The 20989-nt window shown below is 63.8% G+C and carries 16 protein-coding genes; 7 read left to right on the top strand and 9 right to left on the bottom strand.

The genetic code is table 11. The features are described from left to right. Positions 1-80: 80 nt before the first annotated feature. From KF886_11335 to KF886_11310, 6 genes are all read right to left on the bottom strand, one after another. Positions 81-1148: a hypothetical protein gene (locus tag KF886_11335; protein MBX3177947.1), complete on the bottom strand. Its 1068-nt coding sequence runs from the start codon at positions 1146-1148 to the stop codon at positions 81-83. A gap of 337 nt (positions 1149-1485) precedes the next feature. Continuing rightward, positions 1486-2928, bottom strand: a complete 1443-nt coding sequence (locus KF886_11330) for a hypothetical protein (protein MBX3177946.1) — start codon at positions 2926-2928, stop codon at positions 1486-1488. 215 nt (positions 2929-3143) lie between these two features. Further along, positions 3144-4523, bottom strand: coding sequence for a hypothetical protein (locus KF886_11325; GenBank protein MBX3177945.1), 1380 nt, complete (start codon positions 4521-4523; stop codon positions 3144-3146). A gap of 297 nt (positions 4524-4820) precedes the next feature. Then, positions 4821-5156 carry a PadR family transcriptional regulator gene (locus tag KF886_11320; GenBank protein MBX3177944.1) on the bottom strand — a complete coding sequence of 112 codons (336 nt, stop codon included), beginning with the start codon at positions 5154-5156 and terminating at the stop codon, positions 4821-4823. A 96-nt stretch (positions 5157-5252) separates the two neighbouring features. Continuing rightward, entirely contained in the window at positions 5253-6269 is a 1017-nt protein-coding gene (locus tag KF886_11315; protein ID MBX3177943.1) for a uroporphyrinogen decarboxylase family protein, read from the bottom strand. Between the two features lie 22 nt (positions 6270-6291). Next, positions 6292-7725, bottom strand: a complete 1434-nt coding sequence (locus KF886_11310) for a hypothetical protein (GenBank protein MBX3177942.1) — start codon at positions 7723-7725, stop codon at positions 6292-6294. Positions 7726-8137: 412 nt separating this feature from the next. Here KF886_11310 and KF886_11305 point away from each other — a divergent pair, with 412 nt between their 5' ends. From KF886_11305 to KF886_11275, 7 genes are all read left to right on the top strand, one after another. Continuing rightward, a complete protein-coding gene (locus KF886_11305) occupies positions 8138-8806 on the top strand; it encodes a corrinoid protein (GenBank protein ID MBX3177941.1) in 669 nt (222 codons plus the stop codon). Positions 8807-8870: 64 nt separating this feature from the next. After that, a complete protein-coding gene (locus KF886_11300) occupies positions 8871-9593 on the top strand; it encodes a hypothetical protein (protein MBX3177940.1) in 723 nt (240 codons plus the stop codon). 41 nt (positions 9594-9634) lie between these two features. Continuing rightward, positions 9635-11158 carry a PQQ-binding-like beta-propeller repeat protein gene (locus KF886_11295; protein MBX3177939.1) on the top strand — a complete coding sequence of 508 codons (1524 nt, stop codon included), beginning with the start codon at positions 9635-9637 and terminating at the stop codon, positions 11156-11158. A gap of 256 nt (positions 11159-11414) precedes the next feature. Further along, positions 11415-12944, top strand: a complete 1530-nt coding sequence (locus KF886_11290; GenBank protein ID MBX3177938.1) for a sugar isomerase — start codon at positions 11415-11417, stop codon at positions 12942-12944. A 28-nt stretch (positions 12945-12972) separates the two neighbouring features. Next, on the top strand, positions 12973-13797 hold the full coding sequence (locus KF886_11285) for a sugar phosphate isomerase/epimerase (protein MBX3177937.1): 825 nt from the start codon (positions 12973-12975) through the stop codon (positions 13795-13797). A gap of 3 nt (positions 13798-13800) precedes the next feature. Next, the gene (locus tag KF886_11280) at positions 13801-15576 is read left to right on the top strand and encodes a ThuA domain-containing protein (protein MBX3177936.1); all 1776 of its coding nucleotides are present in this window, start codon (positions 13801-13803) and stop codon (positions 15574-15576) included. A gap of 40 nt (positions 15577-15616) precedes the next feature. Further along, the gene (locus tag KF886_11275; protein ID MBX3177935.1) at positions 15617-16972 is read left to right on the top strand and encodes a Gfo/Idh/MocA family oxidoreductase; all 1356 of its coding nucleotides are present in this window, start codon (positions 15617-15619) and stop codon (positions 16970-16972) included. A 141-nt stretch (positions 16973-17113) separates the two neighbouring features. Here KF886_11275 and ispH read toward each other — a convergent pair whose 3' ends face one another. From ispH to KF886_11260, 3 genes are all read right to left on the bottom strand, one after another. Then, a complete protein-coding gene (ispH, locus tag KF886_11270; protein MBX3177934.1) occupies positions 17114-18034 on the bottom strand; it encodes a 4-hydroxy-3-methylbut-2-enyl diphosphate reductase in 921 nt (306 codons plus the stop codon). Positions 18035-18160: 126 nt separating this feature from the next. After that, a complete protein-coding gene (gene fbaA, locus KF886_11265; GenBank protein ID MBX3177933.1) occupies positions 18161-19189 on the bottom strand; it encodes a class II fructose-bisphosphate aldolase in 1029 nt (342 codons plus the stop codon). Between the two features lie 344 nt (positions 19190-19533). Further along, complete coding sequence (locus tag KF886_11260) at positions 19534-20967, bottom strand: hypothetical protein (protein MBX3177932.1); 1434 nt, start codon at positions 20965-20967, stop codon at positions 19534-19536. Between the last annotated feature and the right edge of the window lie 22 nt (positions 20968-20989).

The raw sequence follows: 20989 nt of genomic DNA, 5'->3' as shown, positions 1-20989 counted from the left end.
GCGTCGCAGGGCCTTCATCTCGGTTCGCACGGCCGCCCTCGCCCGGTGTACCAGATCGTGCGCGTTCGGCGATTCGGGTTTCAAGGTTTTTGACGGGTGGTTTCAACGGTCAGGACGACGATTGCAACGAGAAACACGATGAAAACCAGGCCGATCGGCGCCCAGAAAAGCCCCTGTTCCAAATTCTGCATGAGCACGAGGTATAACGCTGAATCGGTGTTCGCGACGGGCCACTGAAAAAAAGCCCTGCTGTAGGGCGACCAATCCGCCATTTTGGTCGCAGCCAGGTAAACCCCAATCGAGGGCAGCGCCAGGTGCGTGAGTACGAGCGCGCCCCAGGCCGCCGCGACCTTGATCGTGCCCCGACCAGAACGCGCCGCGCCACACCACTGCACCCAGGAACAACAAGCGAGCAGCGCGACCGCGATAGTGGCTACCTGCACCGGAAGTGTCCGGAGAACCTCCGCAAGTTCGTGCCGCTGGTCGCCCATTCCCGACCAATAGCGTAGCGCCACCACTTCAATGACGTAGAGCAAGGCGGGTGAGGACCAGAGCAGTGCCAGTGCTGCAAAGGCGCCAACGGAGGTTGGAAGAGATCCAGGCTTACGTCGGGCGCGACGGAAAGCGAGCCAGAACAAGCCCAGTATAGAATAATTCAGCACGAGCAGCGTCACCAGGACCGTCCAGCCCCACCGGGCTACGCCGGAAGATAGAAAACCGAAGGTCCAGAAGAATTGGAATGACTGGGGGATATGGAATACCGACCGGAGGAGATCCCAGGGGCCGGGGACAACCGTACCCGTTGCGAGCAGCAGGGCGCAACAAAAGAACAGCGAGACCGTGCTCCACGAGGAAAACCAGACTCGTCCGCCCCGGTCCATGCGCGCGGCCCAGCGTGAGAAGAGCGCCGCCGACGCCCCAAAGGCCAGGCTGGTGGGAAACAACACGAAGAGGGGAAGTAGTTCGCGGTCCCATCTCGAAAGGCCGCAAAGCGTGGCGATTCCATGGGTTGACCACGCCGCGACCTGCACGCAGATCAGGGTGGTGATCGCCGCAACGAGGATGCGTCGGGTGAGGAAATGGGAGGAAGGATTCGGAATCGATTCATAAGGATGATGCGCCGATTCGTTAGCGTGCGGCCGGTCCATACCTCGTGCCCCTGTGCCCGTAGTGTTGGAAGATGATGTCTATACCCACCATCCTACAGGATTGCCATTCTATATAGAAACTTGCGGCGATCGCTCGTCAATCGCGTGACAGGCAAAGTCACCATCCGCCATGGGCCAATCCTTGCGCAGGCTCCTCGGGGTTTTGTTCGACCCCTTGTCGAAGTGCGCCGTGGTATTCCCGCCACGCAATCTTGCCATGGCGGTAACAATACCCCCGGTCCCGCTCAACCAAGTTCGATGGTCCCCCACCGACCTTCGATACGATCCCGTCCACAAATGCCACAAATACAATGGCGGCGGCCAGACTGCGCTCGAATCATTCTCGAACGAGAGCATCGCGTCCCTGATTTGAAACAAGATACTTCCACCAGCTTGTGAGTGCGGAGGCGACAATCCAAAGAATAGCCACCGCGGTCCCGGCAAGAAATGCGGATCTTTCGATGCCATCCGCGGTTGAATCCGAATCGTGATGGTAAAGCGGGAAAAGGAGCGCCAGACATAGGAACCCGTTGGCCGTGTGCCGCAGCGCGCGCGCACGGGACGGGATCCCGCTCGCGCTTGCGCGAGGTACGTGGACCAGGTTTATGACGGCAAACGTTGCGAGCGAAATTGAGGCGACCAATACCGCCAACATAACAGCCTTGGTCCACGGCTGGTCCCTGAAGAGTGTCCAAAGCGTCATCGTCGATAAGAAGCATATACCGGTGATTTGAGGCCCCGTGACCGGGCGCGGGTATTCCGCGTTCGCTCTTGTGAAGACTCGAAAATGTGTCTCTACCGCGTAGAGCGCGTAGAGAAGGAGACTGCTTATCCCGATCAGCAGAACAAGCAGGAAATCTCGCGAAAGATTGTGCATGATGGAGGTTACTGACTCGAGCTGAAAGGACCAACGGTAGGGCATACCGAACAGCGTGAACTGGCCGGCCGTATTCGCGCCGATGCCCGAATCCCCTGCGGCATATAGCGCCACTTGAAGGGGTACGTGACGCACAAGCATCATCATCCCCATCCAGCCCGCTAGGCAATATAAGGCGCCACCCGGACGGCGCAGGCTCACATCGCACCACCAGAGCCAGGACACACACAGCCAACAGAAAAGCACCCATGTCACCACAATGGTATGGGCCTCGCCGAGCTCGATCTCCGCGAGTTCATCGGCAAGGGCATGAAACGGCAGTTGCTCAAAGGCGGGCGTAATGTGAGTCGCGGTCATGAGCAGGGCGCCCGTCTGGAAAAACGTGCGAACCCGCCACCGGTGGAACCAAAGGGAATTGCCCGCATCCTCCCGCTTACGCCAGTATAGGAACACCAAAGCAACGCCGAGGGGAAAGATCGGCAAGGGCGCATAGTACAGCATGAATGCCAGAGCGCCGTTCGCACTCGAAAACTCACCGTCACCAACCAGGGCGCGCGCTATTCCCTGACACGGTAACGCAAGCAGGCGACACAACCAAGCTACGGCCAGCGTGATGATGCAGGCAGCGCCGATCCGCCGTCCGAGTGAAAGTGTCACCGCCCCCGCATGCACCTCCCGCAGCAGCCCGCGAATCACCTTCGCATCCCCAAAGTGCTCGCGCACGAGGATGAAGGCGTCCTCGTCCGAAACCCGCTCCTCGCCGCTCTTATAGGCCAGCATCTTGTCCTCGATATGCCCATACAGCTCTTCCTGGATCTCCGGGTCGAGATCGTGGGCCACGGTAATCTGGCGGGCCAGCTCGCGGGCTTTGGCTTGGGTCGAATCTTCGAGCGGCTCATGCATGATGGTGTGCCCCTGTATTTGCTGCTGGCCGGACCGATGGCCTCGGGACGCCAGTGTAATAGTTTACTTTAGAATAGTATCGGCAACCGCTGGGAGCGCAGGCGGCTCGCCTGCATCGCGCCGAAGGCGCGAATATCTGGCTCTTGTCATTTCTCCGCGGGAATGGAGGCCGGTTTCGGTCGATTCGGGTATATCAGGAAACCTTCCACCATTCGCTACTCCCCTGCAACGGCGACTTCGCGTTTTCGATCGAGAATACGATAGGTGAGCGTCACGGTCACCGCAAAAAACACGGCAAAAGCCGTCAGAGTCGGCAACAACGATACTTCGTACAACAGATCGTGCGGGGACCTGCCGAGATAAAGCCACATATCCGTTCCCGGGACATTGAGCTTGAACCACGTAGTGCCCGCACCGAGCGCCCATGCGTCCTTCCCCAGCGCCAACCCCGCCTTCAGGGTTGGCAGCGCGTTGTACAAGCCCACAAATCCCCCCCAGACTAGCGCCACCTTCGCCGTATTTCGCGTTAGCCTCGGCGGCGTATCGCACCACCAGACCCAGGACGCGCAGAACGCCAGCGGAACAACGCTCCCCAGCGCGCACGCGAGAAAAAGCGTCTTGACAACCATCGTACTGCCGTTCGTGTCGTTGGCCGCGATGCGGCCAAGTACAACGAAATCCGCGAAGACGAGAAGCGCCAGGGCCAACCAAAGCCAGGTCACGCGCATCCAACGGGAAGTGCCACCTTCCGTCCCGTGCTCCGGTCGTGCGGACCCGATACGCATACAACCCCAAACCAGGATGGCCAATAGCAGGGCATTGATTGCGATGAAAGCTACCGGATAGATCGCGTAGTCCATCCGGGTATGCGGTGGAAAGCTGTGCAACAAGACGAGATGAAGCGTATAAGGGATCTCGAATACTTTGCGCAACGGCGCCCAGAAACCAGGCAAGACAAGGCCTGCCGCAAAGAGCCCCAATGCCATGGCCGCCAGTGCCGGCGTTGACCATCGGAAAAACCAGACGGGCTCACCCCGGCGCATCCGGCGCTTCCAACGCACAAAACAGACGCATGGCAGGAGACAGGCGAGAGCCGCGACCGCCATGGAGGTATAGCCCCAGGGAAGGCGGTTCGCGTTCGCGCTACCGAACAGCAGATCCATAACGTGGGCCAGCCATGCCACGCCCTGAACATATATCAACGTGGTGATCGCCGCCACCAAGAGTCTGCGAAGCATACTTCGTTCCACCATCCCCCGATGAACGTCCTGGAACAACCCCTTCAGGGTCGCCGTGTTCCCAAAGTGCTCGCGCACCAGGATAAACGCATCCTCATCCGAAACCCGCTCCTCGCCGCTCTTGTAGGCCAGTAGCTTGTCCTCGATGTGCCCGTAGAGCTCTTCCTGGATCTCCGGGTCGAGGTCGTGGGCCACGGTAATCTGGCGGGCCAGCTCGCGGGCTTTTTGCTGGGTGTCGTCGTTGAGCGGGGTGTTCATGATGTTGCCCTCGTGATTTTTGTTTCTGTTGATGTACCCACATGCCGCTTGAAGTTGCAGAAGTGCCCAACGACTCGCGCCGAAAAGGATCTTGGACATTCCTGTCCGAGGCAGAAGTCGCGCCATTTGCAGAAGGCCCCCAGGATATGTAGCGCAACTATAGAGTAAACAACGTCATTCCCACGAAAGTGGGAATCCAGTGCATATGTGAAGTGCACCCCACAGCGTGTCTGGATCCCCACTTTCGTGGGGATGACGAGATTTCCGACTTCTTCACAAGTTCGCAATGCCTGTTGGTATTGGAACAGTCGCTGCCTCGGACAGTTCGCAGGTCCGCCGCAGGACGGAATGTCAAAGATCCTTTGCGCGCGTGCCCAAGTCTTCTTTACGGTCGTCTCAGCCATGGCCGCTATCCCCCAGCGCGGTGATGAGCCTGTGGAAGCCGGTCCACTCCTTCGTGCCTTCGGCGAGGCCCTCCCGGCCTTTGGCCGTGATGTAGTAGTACTTCCGCTTGCGGCCGGTGTCGGCTTCCTGCCATTGGGTGCGGACGAGGCCCTCTTTCTCCAGCTTGTGGAGGATGGGGTAGACGGTGCCCTCCTGCCAGGTGAAGAGCCCCTCGGCCTCCTTATTGATGGCGCGGATGATGGCGTAGCCGTAGTTGGCCTCGCGCGCGAGCACGGAGAGGATGAGCAGGCGCGTGCTGGCGCCGATAAGCTCTTTGTTGGACGTCATGGTACGGCGCTCCTTGTTCTGAGAGCACTATACCTTGAAGTTCAAGGTTTGTCAAGACCCCGGGGCCGCGTTGATCCGCCCCCGATCGCATCCCCTTCACCCAAACCGCTGCGCGCGCGCATACTCCCGCAGCGCGTGCACGTTCTCCGGCGGCGTCCCGCGCGGTATCTCGCAGCCGGCCCCGGCGATATACGGATCCCCCGCGTCCCGATGGCACTCGGCGATGCACGCCGCCACCTCGTCCACCGTGCCGTTCTTCAGCACCGCCACCGGGTTCATATTCCCCAGCAGCACCTGGCGCGGCCCCATCGCCTGGCGCGCGGCGGACAGCGACGCGGGATAATCCAGATCCACAATTTCGCAGCCAAGCCGCCCCATCCCATGCAGTATCGACGACGTGTTGCCGCAAATGTGCAGGCGGACGCGCGATCCGAGCGCGCGGATCCCGTCCACCAGCCGCTTCTCATACGGGAAGACGAATTCCTCGTAGATATGCGGGCCCACAAGCGACGCGGCGGCGTCTCCCACGCCGATGATATCAACGCCCGCCTCCACCTGGGCCTTCGCGAACGCGATTCCCATCTCGACGTTGAAGGCGAACAGGTCGTGCACAAACACGGGGTCGTCGTAGAAGTCCACCATCAGCGCGTTGATCCCGCGGAGATCCGCGCCTTCCGCGCAAGGCCCCTCGACCCAGCCCTCGATCAGCTTGTCGTCCCCGGCGCGCTCCCGGAACAGCGCCGCCGCGAGCACCCGATCATGCATGCGCCCGCCCCCGAGCGGATCGGGCATCGCGAGCCCGGCCAGGTCGGCCCGGTTCGCCAGCCGCGCGTGCGACTCGTCAATAGCCGGCGGCTGATCGTCAAAATAGACCACCGTCGCCCCGCAATCGGCCGCCTCGCGTCCCGGATCGGAGATACATGAGACCTGGTCGAAGTCGTAGGCCTCCGCCACGCGCAATTGCGCCTCCACGAGCACCCGGTGATCCGTGGCGTATTCGCGATAGCGCACCCCCGCGTGATCCGCCGCGAACATCATCGTGATCGGCATCAGCGGCAGAGAATCCGGCTGTTCGCCAGCCAGCAGCGTTAGCACCCGTTCACGACCCGTCATCTTCGCGGCGCTCCAGGCCCCCTCAAAATGAAAGCAGACACTGCCAGACGTACATGTTCGCCAGCGCGTCGATGTTGTCCCAGATCCGTTCGAAGGTCTTCTCGTCCCCCTGGATCCGGTCGAATTCTTCGCGCTTCCGCGACCACGGATCGCAGGCGCCCGCGGGAACCGTTCCCCCCGGAATCCGCGCCATCGCCTCCGCAATGCTGATCGGCGGGTTCAGCGCCGGATTCTCGGGCACGGTATACGATCCGGTGGCCGAGTACACGCCATACGACCGCGTAAAATCGGTCATGGCCCGCATGTTTTCCACGCGCGCGTCGTTCTGAATAATCGCGCTCGCGTCCATGATGTAGCCCCCCTCCCCCGCCACAGCGTCGATAATCGCCTTGCAATGCGCCTCCACCTCGTGGGGCGTCCCGTAGGCCAGCAGCGCGTTCGGAATGCCGCCGCTGAGGCAGAACTTCCGGCCCAGAACCTCGTGCGCCTTGACGATGTCGCCGCGATCCACGTGGTAAAGAATGCTGCGGTCCGGCAATTCCGCAAAGGCCTCGAGGTGCGCGTCCCAGTTTCCCTCGGCATAGAACATGGTCTGGTGGCCATGCGCCCAGAGCGCCTCGATGATCGGCTTCAACGTGGGCCAGTTGATCGTGTCGAAGTGCTCCCGCTTCACAAACGGCACGCCGGCGCGGTGGAGCCAGAACCCCACCGGCACGTTCTTGTCCGGGTCCGCCGTGGTCAGGGCCACATGCAGCAGGTGCGGCATGAGCGCGCGGCAGGCCTCCAGCACCTTCTCGGGCTGCTCCAGCAGGTCCATGGTCAGGCCCATGTATCCCCGAAGCTTGTCCCCGATAATGTCCAGCGGCGCCTTGAATATGCCCGATATGGCCGATACCGTGCCGCATTCCGTCTTGAGTTGTTCTATCGCGCCCGGAAACGCATTGAAGTACGACAGCATGGCCATGCCGCCCTTCAGGAACGACAGGTTGTTCGCCGCCGTGCAGGGCGCGCCCGGCGCGCGCACATCCCGCGCAACCCGGGGCAGCCACACGTACAACAGGAAGCCCGTCGGATCGGCGATCAGCGCGTCGTACTCGTCGGCCTTCATGAAGGCCTCGCCATCGGGCGGCTCCAGGAACTGAAACGCCGTGTTCGCGGGAATTTCAAGCCCCGGCGTGGCGTAATAGCGAAGCCCGATCGCCTGCGTCAGCCCGGTCCACACATACACCATGCTCGCGGGCACGGCATCCCAGTCGAAATCCGCGGCGCAGCGCCGCATCGCCCGGAACGCCAGGTCGTAATCATGCGTGACGTCCTGACAGGACATCCCGGCGTAGGTCGCGGTAAACTCCGCCGCAAACGGGCGGATCGGCACACAATCGGGCCGGCCATTGCGAAGGGCGGTCACGTAACGGTTGAGCCGCTCCGTATACCGCTGCGCGGTGTCTTTCCCCATGATGCAATTCCCCTCATCGCCCGGCGGTTCCCCCGAACCGCACCCGGCCAGTCCATCGTACTACACTATCGCCCGCATTACAATGCCAAGGAACGCAAGCCGGGGACTGGCTCCCGCGACAAAACCAGCCCAGCCGCGAAAGCGCCCCCCCGGGGACTGGCTCCCGCGACAAAACCAGCCCAGCCGCGAAAGCGCCCACAGCCCCCCCCGAATCGCGGGTGCCTGTACCCATCCCCAATCCACCGTCCCTGCCGTCCCTGCCGTCCCTGCCGCCTAAAGCCTAAATCAAAGCTGGCGCAACGGCCACGCCACGGAGTATCATTCAGGTAAAGACGCAACAACGCGTCCAGGTTCGGCAGGCGCGCGCCGCCGCGCAACGCCACGGCGCCCCTGCCACGGGAGAGACTGCACCATGGCTTCGTTGCTTGAAAGAATTGCGCTCTGTACGGAACGGGGGAAGGTCAACCGGGACGCCCCCTACCCGCCCGATCTCAAAGGCGAGGACGGCGCGGATGAATTGACCGCCCAGGCGCTTGCCGAGGGAATCGACCCGAACGATTTGCTCCAGGAAGGCCTGATGACCGGCATGAGCCGCATCGGCGAGAAATTCGGCAAGGGCGAGGCCTTCGTCCCGGATCTACTCATGGCCGCGCGCGCGATGAACGCCGGCATGGCGCACCTCAAACCCTTCTTCGAGGCCGGGATCACGCGCCACAAGGGCACCTTCGTCATCGGCACCGTGCAGGGCGACCTCCACGACATCGGCAAGAACCTCGTCGCCATGATCGTCGAGGGCGGCGGCTGGGAAGTCATCGATTTGGGCGTGGACGTCAGCGCGGAGAAGTTCCTCGAGACGATCGAAGCGCACCCCGGCTGCGTGGTCGGCCTGAGCGCCCTCCTCACCACCACCATGGCGAATATGGCGTCGATTGTCCGCACGATCAAGGAAAAGCACCCCGAAACCAAGGTCCTCGTGGGCGGGGCGCCGTTGACCCAGGACTACTGCGAAAAAATTGGCGCGGATCACTACTCCAGAGACCCGCAATCGGCGCTTGGATTCCTCGCCGCCCGAAGCTCATAGCGGCCTGCCGCCCCGCGAGGCCCGCCGCCCCGCCGGACGAACGCATGCCGGGAGTGTCGCACCCATGCACGGAAACCCGCTGCTCGTCGAACCCATCACGTATCACTTCGAGATCCCCTGCGCGCCCCTCGGGCTGACCGGAGACGCGATCGCCCGCGGCATGGGCTACACCGAGGGCGCAAGCGCCGCCCCCTTCGGCGAAGACCTGGACGGGCTCGCCGCCGGGGCCCCGCAACACGCGGCGGTCCAGGGCGGCTTCCGCGTGTTCCCGCCCGAAAGCGTTTCGATTGAACGGGACGGTTTCTCTGTCGAAGGCGCGTGGTTCGATACCGGGCGCATTATCGCCGGCCCCCTGCGCGGCGTCGACACCCTCGCCTTCTTCGCCGTCACCGCCGGACCCGGCATCACCCGCTGGACCCGCGACCTCATGGCCGATCAGGCGCACATTCACGCCTTCTTCGTCGATGCGCTCGGCTCGGAACTGGTCGAAAAGGCCGCCGACTGGATCGAGGAAAAGATCATCGCCTGGGCCGAGGCCCACGACATGCACACCACCAACCGCTACAGCCCCGGTTACTGCGGCTGGAGCGTCTCCGAACAGCACCAGTTCTTTGCGCTACTGCCCGAAGACTTCTGCGGCATCACGCTCACCGAATCCGCGTTGATGCAGCCCGAGAAATCGGTCAGCGGCGTGGTCGGCATCGGAGAGCGCGCAAAAAAACGCGCCTACGGCTGCGCCATATGCACCATGGAAAGCTGCTTTCGGCGCAATACCCGGCGCATGTAGCCGGGCTGCAATTGCGGCGATCCGCCGCGGGAGTTCCCGTCATGTACGCACGCCGCCACGGTCGGTGCGCCATCGCAATCGCGCTTCTGCTCTCGCCTTCATTCTCGACCGCGCGCGCCGCCGATCAGCCGCAATGGGCCGAACGCCACACGCGCAACATGGTTTCCGCGGAAACCGGGCTCCCGGCCTCGTTCGACCCCGAAACAGGCCACAACGTCAAATGGACCGTGGACCTCGGCAATCACAGCTACGCCCCCGCCGTCATCGCAAATGGAAACGTGCTACTGGGAGCCAACAACATCGTGCCCCGCGATCCGCGCCACAAGGGCGACCGCGGCATCCTGCTCTGCCTGGACGAATCCGACGGCAGCCTCCGCTGGCAACTCGTCGTGCCGCGCCTCGCGGACGACAAGTACAAGGACTGGCCGATGATCAGCATGTCGTCGCCGCCCACGGTCGAAGGCGACCGCGTGTATACCGTGACGAACCGATTCGAAGTGGTCTGCCTCGACCTGAACGGCCAGGCGAACGGGAACGACGGACCCTGGTATGACGAAGGCGCCCATATGGTCCCCGCCGGCGAAGCCCCGATGCCGATCACCCCAACAGACGCCGACATTCTCTGGCTGCTCGACATGCCGGCCGAGCTCGGCGTCTACCCCCACGACTCCGCCTACGCTTCGATCCTGCTGGATGGCCCCTACCTCTATCTCAATACGGGAAACGGCGTCGACAATACCCACCAGGTGATTCGCAGCCCGGATGCCCCCAGCCTGATCGTGCTGGAGAAAACCACGGGGCGGGTGGTGGCGCGCGATGTCGAAATGATGGGACCGCGAACGGTCCACGCCACCTGGTCCTCCCCCGCCATAGGCGCCGTGGACGGCAAGCGCCTGGTGTTCTTCGGCGGCGGTGATGGCGTCTGCTACGCCTTTGAGGCCCTCGATCCGAACGCCGTCCCGGAAACAATTCAGCCCCTGAACCTGGTCTGGCGCTTCGACATCGATCCGGACGCACCAAAGGAAAACATACACGGCTACCTCAATAACCGCGAGGTCAGCCCGAGCAACATCAAGGGCATGCCGGTGTTCCATCAGGACCGAATCTACGTCGCCGGGGGCGGTGACATCTGGTGGGGAAAACAACAGTCCTGGCTCAAGTGCATTGACGCCGCCGGGAAGGGCGACATTACTTCCACCGGCGAACGGTGGTCCTATCCCATGGCGCACCATTGCTGCTCCACACCGGCTATCGCCGACGGCCTCCTCTTCATCACGGACTGCGCCGGCCTGCTTCACTGCCTCGATGCGGAGACCGGAGCCCCACACTGGACCCACAAACTGAAGCGCGAAATCTGGGGTTCGCCCCTCGTCGCGGACGGGAAAGTGTACGTGGGTTCCCACGGTGGCGACTTCGTCATCCTCCAAGCGGCGCCGGCGAAGGAACTGCTCGCCACCGTCCAGCTGGATGCGCCGGTCGCCTGCACGCCCGTCGCCGCAAATGGTGTGCTCTACGTGACCACCCTCCGGACCCTCTACGCGCTCCACGCGGAAACCACCCCCTGAAGCGCCACGCGCGGCCCCTCATCCCCGCCGGCGATACCACCGCGCTGCTTCACCCTCACCCCGCTCCTGTTCTGGCACGCTAAATGCACCACCCTTGACAGAAGTACAACGCCACACGGAATTCCAAACAGATCGCCAACGCGACAAGCGCGGGTGGAACTGCCTGGTACAACGCAGGTTACGTACACCAGCAAGCCGGTGGAACGCCGCCAGGCTATGGCCCGGCTGTTCAGGCCCGCGCGGAGGTTGAACAGGTATGTGTTGCGCACATCTGAGCCGCCGCCAGTTTCTGGGAACCAGTTCCGGCCTCGTGGCCGCAAGCACCCTCGGGTTCTCGGCCGCCGCCGCACCGCCCGCCTGGGCGGATGACCGGTGGGACCCCGGACGCCCCTTCGCCATGCCCGCGCGTCCGCTCCGCGTCCTTCCCGTCCTGATGTACCGCACGCCCACCCCGCGCGAAAAGACCTCCTGGAAATCCTGGGGCGGCGTCCAGACCGACAGCGCCGCCAACGAGGAAGTGGCGCGTATCGCCGCGGAATTGCAGCGTATCCAGAGCCAACACGCCGTACCCCTCGAAATCCTGCCGGTCGCCCGCGTCAAGACCGTGGAAGAGGCCCAAGCCCTCGCATCCACCCCGCGCGACGCCACGGTCGTCTATCCCGCGACCGGCTCCGGCGAAATGCTCCGCGCCTGTATTCCCGATCAAAACACGGTCATCTTCACCCGCCACCGCTCCGGCCCGGCATACTACTGGTACGAGGCGCTCAGCACCCGCTACCTCCGGCCCGCGGCCGAGGCCGCCGCCCAGCCCGCCCCAACCGGCGACCGCCTCCTCTCCGTGGACGACGTCGTCGTGGACAACCTGGCGGACCTCGCCTGGCGCCTGCGCGCCCTCTACGCCGTGGCCAACCTCCGCGGCGCCCGCATCGTCGCCGTGGGCGGCCCCATGGGCAAGTACGCGCCGGAAGCCCCCCAGGTCGCCCGCGATCGCTACGGCATGGAAATCCTCGATGTCAGTTACGACGACCTCGCCGTGCGCATTCAGGCGGCCTTGGCGGACGCCCGCTGCATGCGGCAATCGGAACAATGGGCGGACGCCTACCTGGCCACGCCGGGCACCACGCTCTCGACCGGCCGGAACTACATCGTCAATGCCTTCATGCTCTACGGCGTCTTCAAGGACCTCATGGAAGAGCACGGCGCCTCCCTCTTCACGATCCAACAATGCATGAGCACCATCATGCCGATGTCCGACACCACGGCCTGCCTCACGCTCAGCCTACTGAACGACGAGGGCCTCGGAGCCTTCTGCGAATCGGACTTCGTGATTATTCCGACCGGCATTCTCCTCTACTACATCGCGGGCAAGCCCGTATTCCAGCACAATTCCACCTTCCCGCATGCCGGCGTCGTCACCTGCGCGCATTGCACCGGCCCACGGCGTATGAACGGCGAACGCTATGAACCCACCGACCTGATGACCCACTACGAGTCCGAGTTCGGCGCGGCCCCCAAGATCGAGATGCCGCTCGGACAGGAACTCTCCTTTATTAACCCCGACTACGCAAACCCGCGCTGGGTCGGGCTCCGAGGCTCAGTGATCGACAATCCCTATCTCGAAATATGCCGCTCCCAGCAAGACGTGCGCGTCGATGGGGCCTGGGAGAAGCTCCTCGACGAAGTCCGTGACTCCCACTGGGTCATGGCCTATGGCGATTACCTGAAGGAAGCGGGATTCGCCGCGCGGCGATTCGGCGTCGCGTGGGAAAACATCTCGGTGGCATAAAACGGAAGCGGACGGAGGTACAACAGTCATGATAGGCATCGGCATCAATCTCGAATTCGTCCGCCACGCGGACAAGTCCTTCGAATGGGGCGTCGAAAAGGCCGCCGCGCTCGGCTATACCTTCGTGGAGCCCATGGTGCACTGGGGACGCGAACTCCTGAGCGAAGCGGGCTACTTCCACAGCGTCTCCATGCTCGACGATCCCTACCGCGTGAAGAAAGCCTGCGAAAACGTCGGTGTAAGGCTCTCGGGACTCTCCGCGCACACCCCCCTGTGCAAGCCCGAAATCAGCACCGAGTACCTGAAGCAGGCCATCCGTTTCGCGGCGGAATGCGGCGCGCCCGTCGTCAACACGGACGAAGGCCCCAAACCCCGGTGGACCACGGAAGAAGAAGATCACGTACTCATGCGATACGTGCTCCAGGAAGCCGCCGCCGTCGCGGAGCCTCGAGGCATCCTGATCGGCGTCGAGCCGCACCAGCAATACAGCAAGTCGCCGGACGGCCTCGACCGTATCCAGGCCCTCGTCGATTCACCCTGCATCGGCATCAATTTCGACACCGGCAACAGCTACCTCTCCGGCGAGGACCCGATCTCCTGGCTGGAACGCGTCTTGAACCGCCTCGTACACCTGCACGCGAAGGACATCTCCATCGAGCAGTCGCACGTCGAGCGCGGCAAGGTCACCGGCACCCCCGTCGGCTGCGCCTGCGGCGATGGCGTCATCGACTGGGCCGAAGTGATCGCGTCGTGCCGGAAGGCCCCGCGCGATATCGTGCTGTCGGTCGAATGCGGCACCATCGAACAAGCGGCCCGAAGCATCGATCACCTCCTGCCGCTCGTGGGCGATTGATCCATGGACAACGGGCACGGGTGCGCCACAACACAACGGGAGCGCCGGAGGCCGGGCGCCTGGCTGCGCCGCCACCGCGTGCTGCTGGCCGCGCTCCTCATGGCCGCCGCCCTGCCCGCACTCCTCGCACCCAACCATCCCGTGGCCGTCTACGGATACCTCGCCCAGACCTGCCTGCCGAGGCTCTTGCCGCTCGTCCACGGTGACTCGGCGGAAGACCTGGCCACCTTTCTCGTGTCCGCCGCACAATTCGATCGCTACCAGGACGAACTGCTGGAGGATCTGCTCGACGACCGCGGCGGGAAGCTCTTCGCTATCGCGCGCGCCCCGGACGGACGCCTCGTGCACGCCCCGATTCGCACGTGGAACGATTTCCTCCCCGGCGATCTTCCCCCCGATCTCGCCCACTGGCTGGATCACAAGGAAATCCCGTTCCTGGGCGACCAGGTTGCGCTCTGGCGCGAGTGCGGGCCCCTCGTGGCCCTCGGGCACTACCACCCCTTCGGCGGCCCCCCCTCCAACGGTGATCGGCGCGCCCAACGCCTCTCCGGCATACCCGAGGTCGTCGTCGCCAACGGGCTCGTCCCCACCATCTACCTCGGCGGCGAAGTGCTCCCCTGGGGCGCCCCGGGGGAGGTCACGGAGGAGGTCTTTCTGGCCCTCCGCTCTCTTCGGCGGTGTCTCACGCTTTACCCGGGCGACTGCGCACCCATACTGGACCATCCAACCGATGAAATGATTTCCCTGCTCGCCTCGCTTGAACGATTCCACGGGATCGATCCCGGTTCACGGGAAGCCGTCATCGAGGAAATCGGGAACCGCTGCGCCGCATTCCGGAAACAATACCAGCCCGCTTTCCGTTTCGGATACAGCCCCATCCACTACAAGCAGGACCCGGACAAATACAACCTGCTCTCCAGCCTGCGCAACGTGGAACTCTGGCATATCGCAGCCATCCATAAGCGATCTCGCCCGGGCGCCCTCCCCCCTTCGGCCCACCTGATTCCGCTCACCTCCCGGTTCGCCGCCGCGCCCGGAGCAGCGCCCCTGAGCGCCCTCATCCTCAGCGGACAAAACAACCACAACTGGCGCGAAACCACCCCACGGCTGCGCGAAATCCTCGAGCACGGCGGACAATTCGCCGTCACGGTCCTGGAAGCGCCGGAGACCATGACCGCGGACATGCTGGCCGAACAGGATGTCATCGTAAGCAACTGGAACGCATGGGGCGACGCCCCGGTCAAGGACTGGCAGGAAGCCACGCGCAAGGCCTTCCTCGACTTCGTTCGCGGCGGCAAGGGATTCGTGTCCGTCCACGCGGGCTCCTCTTCCTTCTACGACTGGCCCGAATACCAGCAACTGGTCATTACCGCCTGGGACCTCGATACGACGGGACACGGCAAACAACACAACTTTACCGTGAAACCGACCGGCGCCGCCCATCCAATTACCGCGGGAATAGATCCCTTCGAGACCTTCGACGAACTGTGGCACGGCGTCCCCCTCCCCGAAGACGCTGCCGTCCTCGCCACCGCCTACTCGTCCACCGAATTCGGTGGAAGCGGAAAAGACGAACCGATCCTTATGGTGCGCGGCTACGGCGAAGGGCGCTGCGTCAATTTCCTGCTCGGCCACCACGTTCAGGCCATGCAGCCCGAGGCCTTCGCCACGCTCCTCCGGCGCGCCGCCGAATGGGCCGCCACCGGAACCGTACGGCGGACCACCACATCGAATTCTGACGCGGAATACCGCCGCGAGAGTGACGATACCCAACCATGACGCGGGCCGCCCTCCAAACCGGACCGCCGGGAGAACCAACATGATCACGTCCCGCCCATCCCGCCGGAGCTTCCTGAAGTGGGGCGCCGCGGCCGCCGCCGCACCATGGATTCTCCCCGCCCGCGCCCGCGGCCAGGCCGCGCCGAACGAGCGCGTGAATCTCGCGCTGATCGGCGCCGGCGGACGCGGCAACGGACTGCTCAACAACGCCACCCCGCTGACGGACGCCCGCGTGATCGCCGTGTGCGATTGCTTCGCGGACCGGCGCAACAGCACCCGCGACAAGCTCAACACCTTCTATCAGGGTCAGGTCGCCGAGGCCTATACCGACTTCCGCGATGTGCTGCGCCGCGACGACATCGATGGCGTTATCGTGGCCACACCCGACCACTGGCACGTCCCCATCGCCATCGCCGCCGCCCGCGCGGGCAAGGCCATGTACATCGAGAAACCGCTCGGCGTCAGCATGCACTGGGCCTGGGACCTCCGCCGCGCCCTGAAGGAGTCCGGCGCCGTCTTCCAGTACGGAACCCAGCAGCGCTCCGCGCCACAGTTCCGGCAGGCCTGCGAACTCGTCCGAAACGGATACCTCGGCGAAATACAACGCGTCGAGGCCTGGTGCCCCGATATGTCCAGCCAGTACGAAGCCTTCCATGTTCCGCAATTCGGCAGCACCGAGCCGGCCCCCGTGCCCGATGGCTTCGACTACGACCTCTGGCTCGGACCCGCCCCGGAAAAGCCCTACACGCTCGACCGATGCACCTGCTTCGGCGCCTACCACATCTACGATTACGCGCTCGGATTCATCGCCGGCTGGGGCGCGCACCCGCTCGACATCGTGCAGTGGGGCCTCGGAACCGACCACACCGCCCCCGCGAAGTATACGGGCACGGGCAGCATTCCAGCACAGGGCCTCTACGACACCATCGACTCCTGGGACGCCCGTTGCGCCTACGCCAACGGCATCGAAATCCGTCTCATGGGACACCGCGTCGCCGAACCCGTCGTGAGCGCCTACCGCCCCTGGAAAGACCACGGGACGACCTTCTTCGGATCGGAAGGTTGGATCAGCGTCGACCGCGCCGGCATCCACGCCAGCGACCCCAAACTGCTCGCCATCACGCTGAAGGATACCGATATGCGGTTCCGGGCCTCCGACAACCACGTCGGCGATCTCGTCGCCTGCATGCGGTCCGGAGAACTGCCCCTGAGCCACTTCGAGGCCGCCCTCCACTCCGACACCATCTGCCACCTCTGCGACATCGCCATACGCACCGGACGCGAAATCCACTGGGACCCGGATAACGAGAAGATCCTCAACGACCCCGAAGCCGCCGCCATGCTCAACCGGCCCCTCCGCGCCCCCTGGGACCTCACCAAACCCCTCATAAGCTGAAAATAGACAGCCCCGCGAAAAGCAGCCCAATCCGGTCAGGTCACACAACGCCCGGCAACGCTCCCCTGCCGCCCCTTAGGTCCCTGCCGTCCCTGCCACCTACAGCCTACAGCCTACAGCCTAAAGCCTAAAGCCTCCCCATCACGCAATCGCCGCCGGCAACCGGAAATAAACGTTCTCCTCGATAAGCTGCCGCTCCTCCACCGTGCACGCCTCGCGCTCCTGCAAATACGCAACAACCCCCTGCACATGCTTGTCGTCCACCGACGCCCCCGACGTCAGCAGCAACCGCTCAACACCCTCCAGCCACGCCTCCTCGATCCACGACGCGTCCAGAATCAGATGCGCGGGTTTGCCCTTCGAACGCGCGATCTCGGCGAGCCGCGCGGAATTCGCGCTCTCCTCATCGCCCACCACAAGCACCAGATCCACCTCCGGCGTCAACGCGTTCACCGCCGCCTGGCGGTTCGTCGTGGCATAGCAGATGTCTTCCTTCGGCGGCTGCATGATGTTCGGGAACTTCCGCTTCAGCGCGTCGATGATCACCTGGCAGTCGTCCACGCTCAGCGTGGTCTGCGTGATGTACGACAGGTTGTCCGGATCCGGAACTTCAAGCCGCTCCACATCCTCCACCGTCGTCACCAGCCGGATATGCTCGGGCGCCTGCCCCATCGTGCCCACCGTCTCGTCGTGGCCCTCCTCGCCGATCAGAATAATCGTGTAGCCCCGCTTCGCAAAGCGGCGCGCCTCATGGTGCACCTTCTCCACCAGCGGGCACGTCGCGTCGATCACCTCATGGCTCCGGCGCCGGGCGTGTTCCCAGCGGTCTGGCCCCACCCCGTGCGCGCTGAAAAGCAAATGCGCCCCCTCGGGAACCTCATCCAGATCCTTAACGAAAACCGCGCCCTTCTCCTGCAACTCACGCACCACGTGCGCGTTGTGCACGATGTTATTCAGTACGTAAACCGGCGCGCCGTGCCGTTCCAGCGCCTGCTCGACGCACTTGATCGCACGTTCCACCCCCGCGCAGAAGCCGCGGGGTTTCGCAACGATGATTTCCATGGGGGCCGTCTCCTGGGAAAATAATTCGCGGCCGCCCGGTTTGCCGGGCGGCCGCGCGAATACGTGTCACTGCTGTTCGCGCGTCCCCCTATTATACATGGAAAACGCGCTAAGTTCCGAAGCGCCTCAGCCGTTCATGGCCTTGCCGGCGCTGCACAGGTCGTCGCACGCCTGCGCGATGCGGTCCGCCATGTGCGCCCGGCCCTTCTTCAGCCACGCCCGCGGGTCGTACAGCTTCTTGTTGCCGACCTCGCCCTCGATCTTAAGCACGCCCTCGTAGTTCACCAGCATGTGGTCCACCACCGGACGCGTGAACGCGTACTGCGTGTCCGTGTCGATGTTCATCTTGATCACGCCGTAGCCCAGCGTCTCGCGGATTTCCTCGACGCTCGAACCGGAGCCGCCGTGGAACACCAGCCAGAAGTACGCCTCCTGCCCGTGCTTCGCCACGACCGCGTCCTGGCCCTCTTTGAGAATGATGGGCTTCAGCTTCACGTTGCCCGGCTTGTACACGCCGTGCACGTTGCCGAACGTCGCCGCGAACATGTACTTCGCGCCCTTCACCGAACTCAGCGCCTCGTATACCGCCACCATGTCCGCCGGCGTCGTGTACAGCTTCTCCGCCGGGGCGCCTTCGTTGTTCACGCCGTCTTCCTCGCCGCCCACAACGCCCGCCTCGACCTCGAGGATGATCTCGTTCTCGTGGCAAAGCTTCAGGATCTCGACCGAAAGCTCCATGTTCTCCTTAAGCGGCAGCTCGCTCGCGTCCAGCATGTGGCTCTGGAACAGGTTCGGCAGCCCGGCCGCGCGGCGGCGGGCCGTCTCCGCGATCAGCGGCTTCAGGAACGAATCCACCTTGCCCGGCTGGCAGTGGTCCGTGTGGAGCGCAATATTAATGTCGTACTTAGCGGCCACACGGTGGCAGTGCTCCGCAAGCGAAATCGCGCCCAGCACCGCGTCCTTCAGGTTCCCCGAAGCGTGCTCGCCGCCGCCCGTCGAAACCTGGATAATGCCATCGCTCTTCGCCTTCGCAAAGCCCTCGATCGCCGCGTTCACCGTATCCGTCGTCGTGATGTTCACGGCCGGATACGCGTAGTTCTCTTTCTGCGCCTTGTCCAGCATCGCGCAGTAGGTCTTATAGTCAACGACGGGCATGGTGTGTTCTCCTTCTCGTTCCAGCGGGTTGCGGGAAAGCTAGCGGCCAGAGGCGGGCGGCGCGCACAGTTCGCGCCGGGCCCGGCAGGTGATATCGTGTGAATCGGCGGCGCTCGGCCAGGAAACCCGGCCTCCCGCCCGGATCGCCGCGGGTGCGCATACCCGGCTGGCGGAGCCCCCATCCCCCGTTTCTTGCGCGGGCCGGACGGTGTCCTGCCAGCGGGATCCCGATCGGCAGTCCCCACCATCATACATTACGCCCCCGCCGCAATGCAAAAGCCGGCGGGTCCGCGCATCGCGTCGCGGCCCCGCCGGCTGAATAAATCAGACCGCCCGCAGCACCCCTATTGAATCCGCTGGGCCTCCGCCAGCTCCCGATTCAAGGCATCCATCTCCGCATCGTACGATCGCTTCATTATGGCCCGCAAACCCGCTTCATCCAGCCCCTGATCGTGGCGGTCCACCAATATCGCGACATCCTGGATGTATCCCGTCCCGCTGTAGCTCGACGCGTTCGCCATGATCTGCTGCTTCAATTCCTGCACCCGGCCGCGAAGCTGCGTCAACCCGCGCTCCCGGAGCGAATACGCCTGCGGGAACTCGTCCGTTACCTCCAGGTACACCTGCTCCGCCTCCCGAAGCAGGTCGATGGCCTCCGCGCCGCGGCCCTGGATCGATTCCTGATCCGCCATCGCGCCCAACTGCGCCGCGCGCTCCAGAAGCGCCTGGTTCGACGCCATCCGTTCGTCACGATCCCGGATTAGCTTTGCCGCCTGAAGCCGCTTCGCCTCCGCCGACTCGTGAAGCGGGTTCGCGTCCACCGCCGCCGCGAACGAGTCCCGCGCCGACTCCAGCTGCTCCTTCTGCATATCCGCCTCGCCCTTCGCCACGTAGTAATCCGAAATGCGGCCCACCACATCGCGCCGGTTCGGGTCGAGCGCGAGCGCCGACTTGTACTTCTCAATCGCGAGTTCGCTGTACTCCGCCTCGAAATACGCGTCCCCCAACTCGATCAGATACGCCGGCGTCGGCGCCACAAGCTTCTCGTACCGCGCCTCCGCCGCCTTCATCGCCGCCGTGTTCTTTCGCCCCACGTAAAAGCGCATACCGTTCAGGCAATACTCCCGAAGCCGTTCATCGGATATGTTGGTCGTGTTCGGGTCCGTCAGTATCGTACGCCACACATCCGCAACGGCCCGCGCCGAACGGCTGGTATCCGACGCAAGCAGATTCCCCGCGACGCCCGAAATGCCGGTACCGCTCTCGTACTCGCGCTCGATCACCTCGTTGTTCGCGTTCGCCTCCGCCATGCGGCGGCTGAAATACAGCGCCGGATCCACCGTCTCCGGCGTCCCCGGATCAAGCTGCGTCCGCTCGATCGCGCGCTCCACGTCCGTGTAATACAGGTTGCGGTAGGTCGCGTTCGCCTCCCGCATCGGCGCCGTAATCTGAGCCACCAGCTTCCCAAGCAGCCCCATCCGGTACGCGAAATAGTGATCCAGCATCTCGCCGCGAACGCCCTTCAGCAGCAGCATCTCCGATTCAATCGCCTGAACCGGACCGGAGAGCATGTCCGGATACAGGTTCACCAGCGTCGCCTGGGACTCCATCGCGCCGCGCCGGACCGAATCGCCCATCCGCGCCAGCGGTATGTTCCCATCCTTCGACAAGAGGTGCATGGCCGTCGTGCTGATCGCAAGTTGCGTCTTCGGGCCCCAAGCGGCCGCCGGAACCGCCAGCAGCAGCGCCAGCGCCAGGGCTGTCAGTTTCTTGATCATCGGAAAGTCTCCGTTCTATTCG

The sequence above is a fragment of the Candidatus Hydrogenedentota bacterium genome (assembly GCA_019637335.1).
Classification (GTDB): domain Bacteria; phylum Hydrogenedentota; class Hydrogenedentia; order Hydrogenedentales; family JAEUWI01; genus JAEUWI01.
The sequence above is the reverse complement of the archived record's forward strand: the minus strand, read 5'-3'. Positions and strand labels throughout refer to the sequence as shown.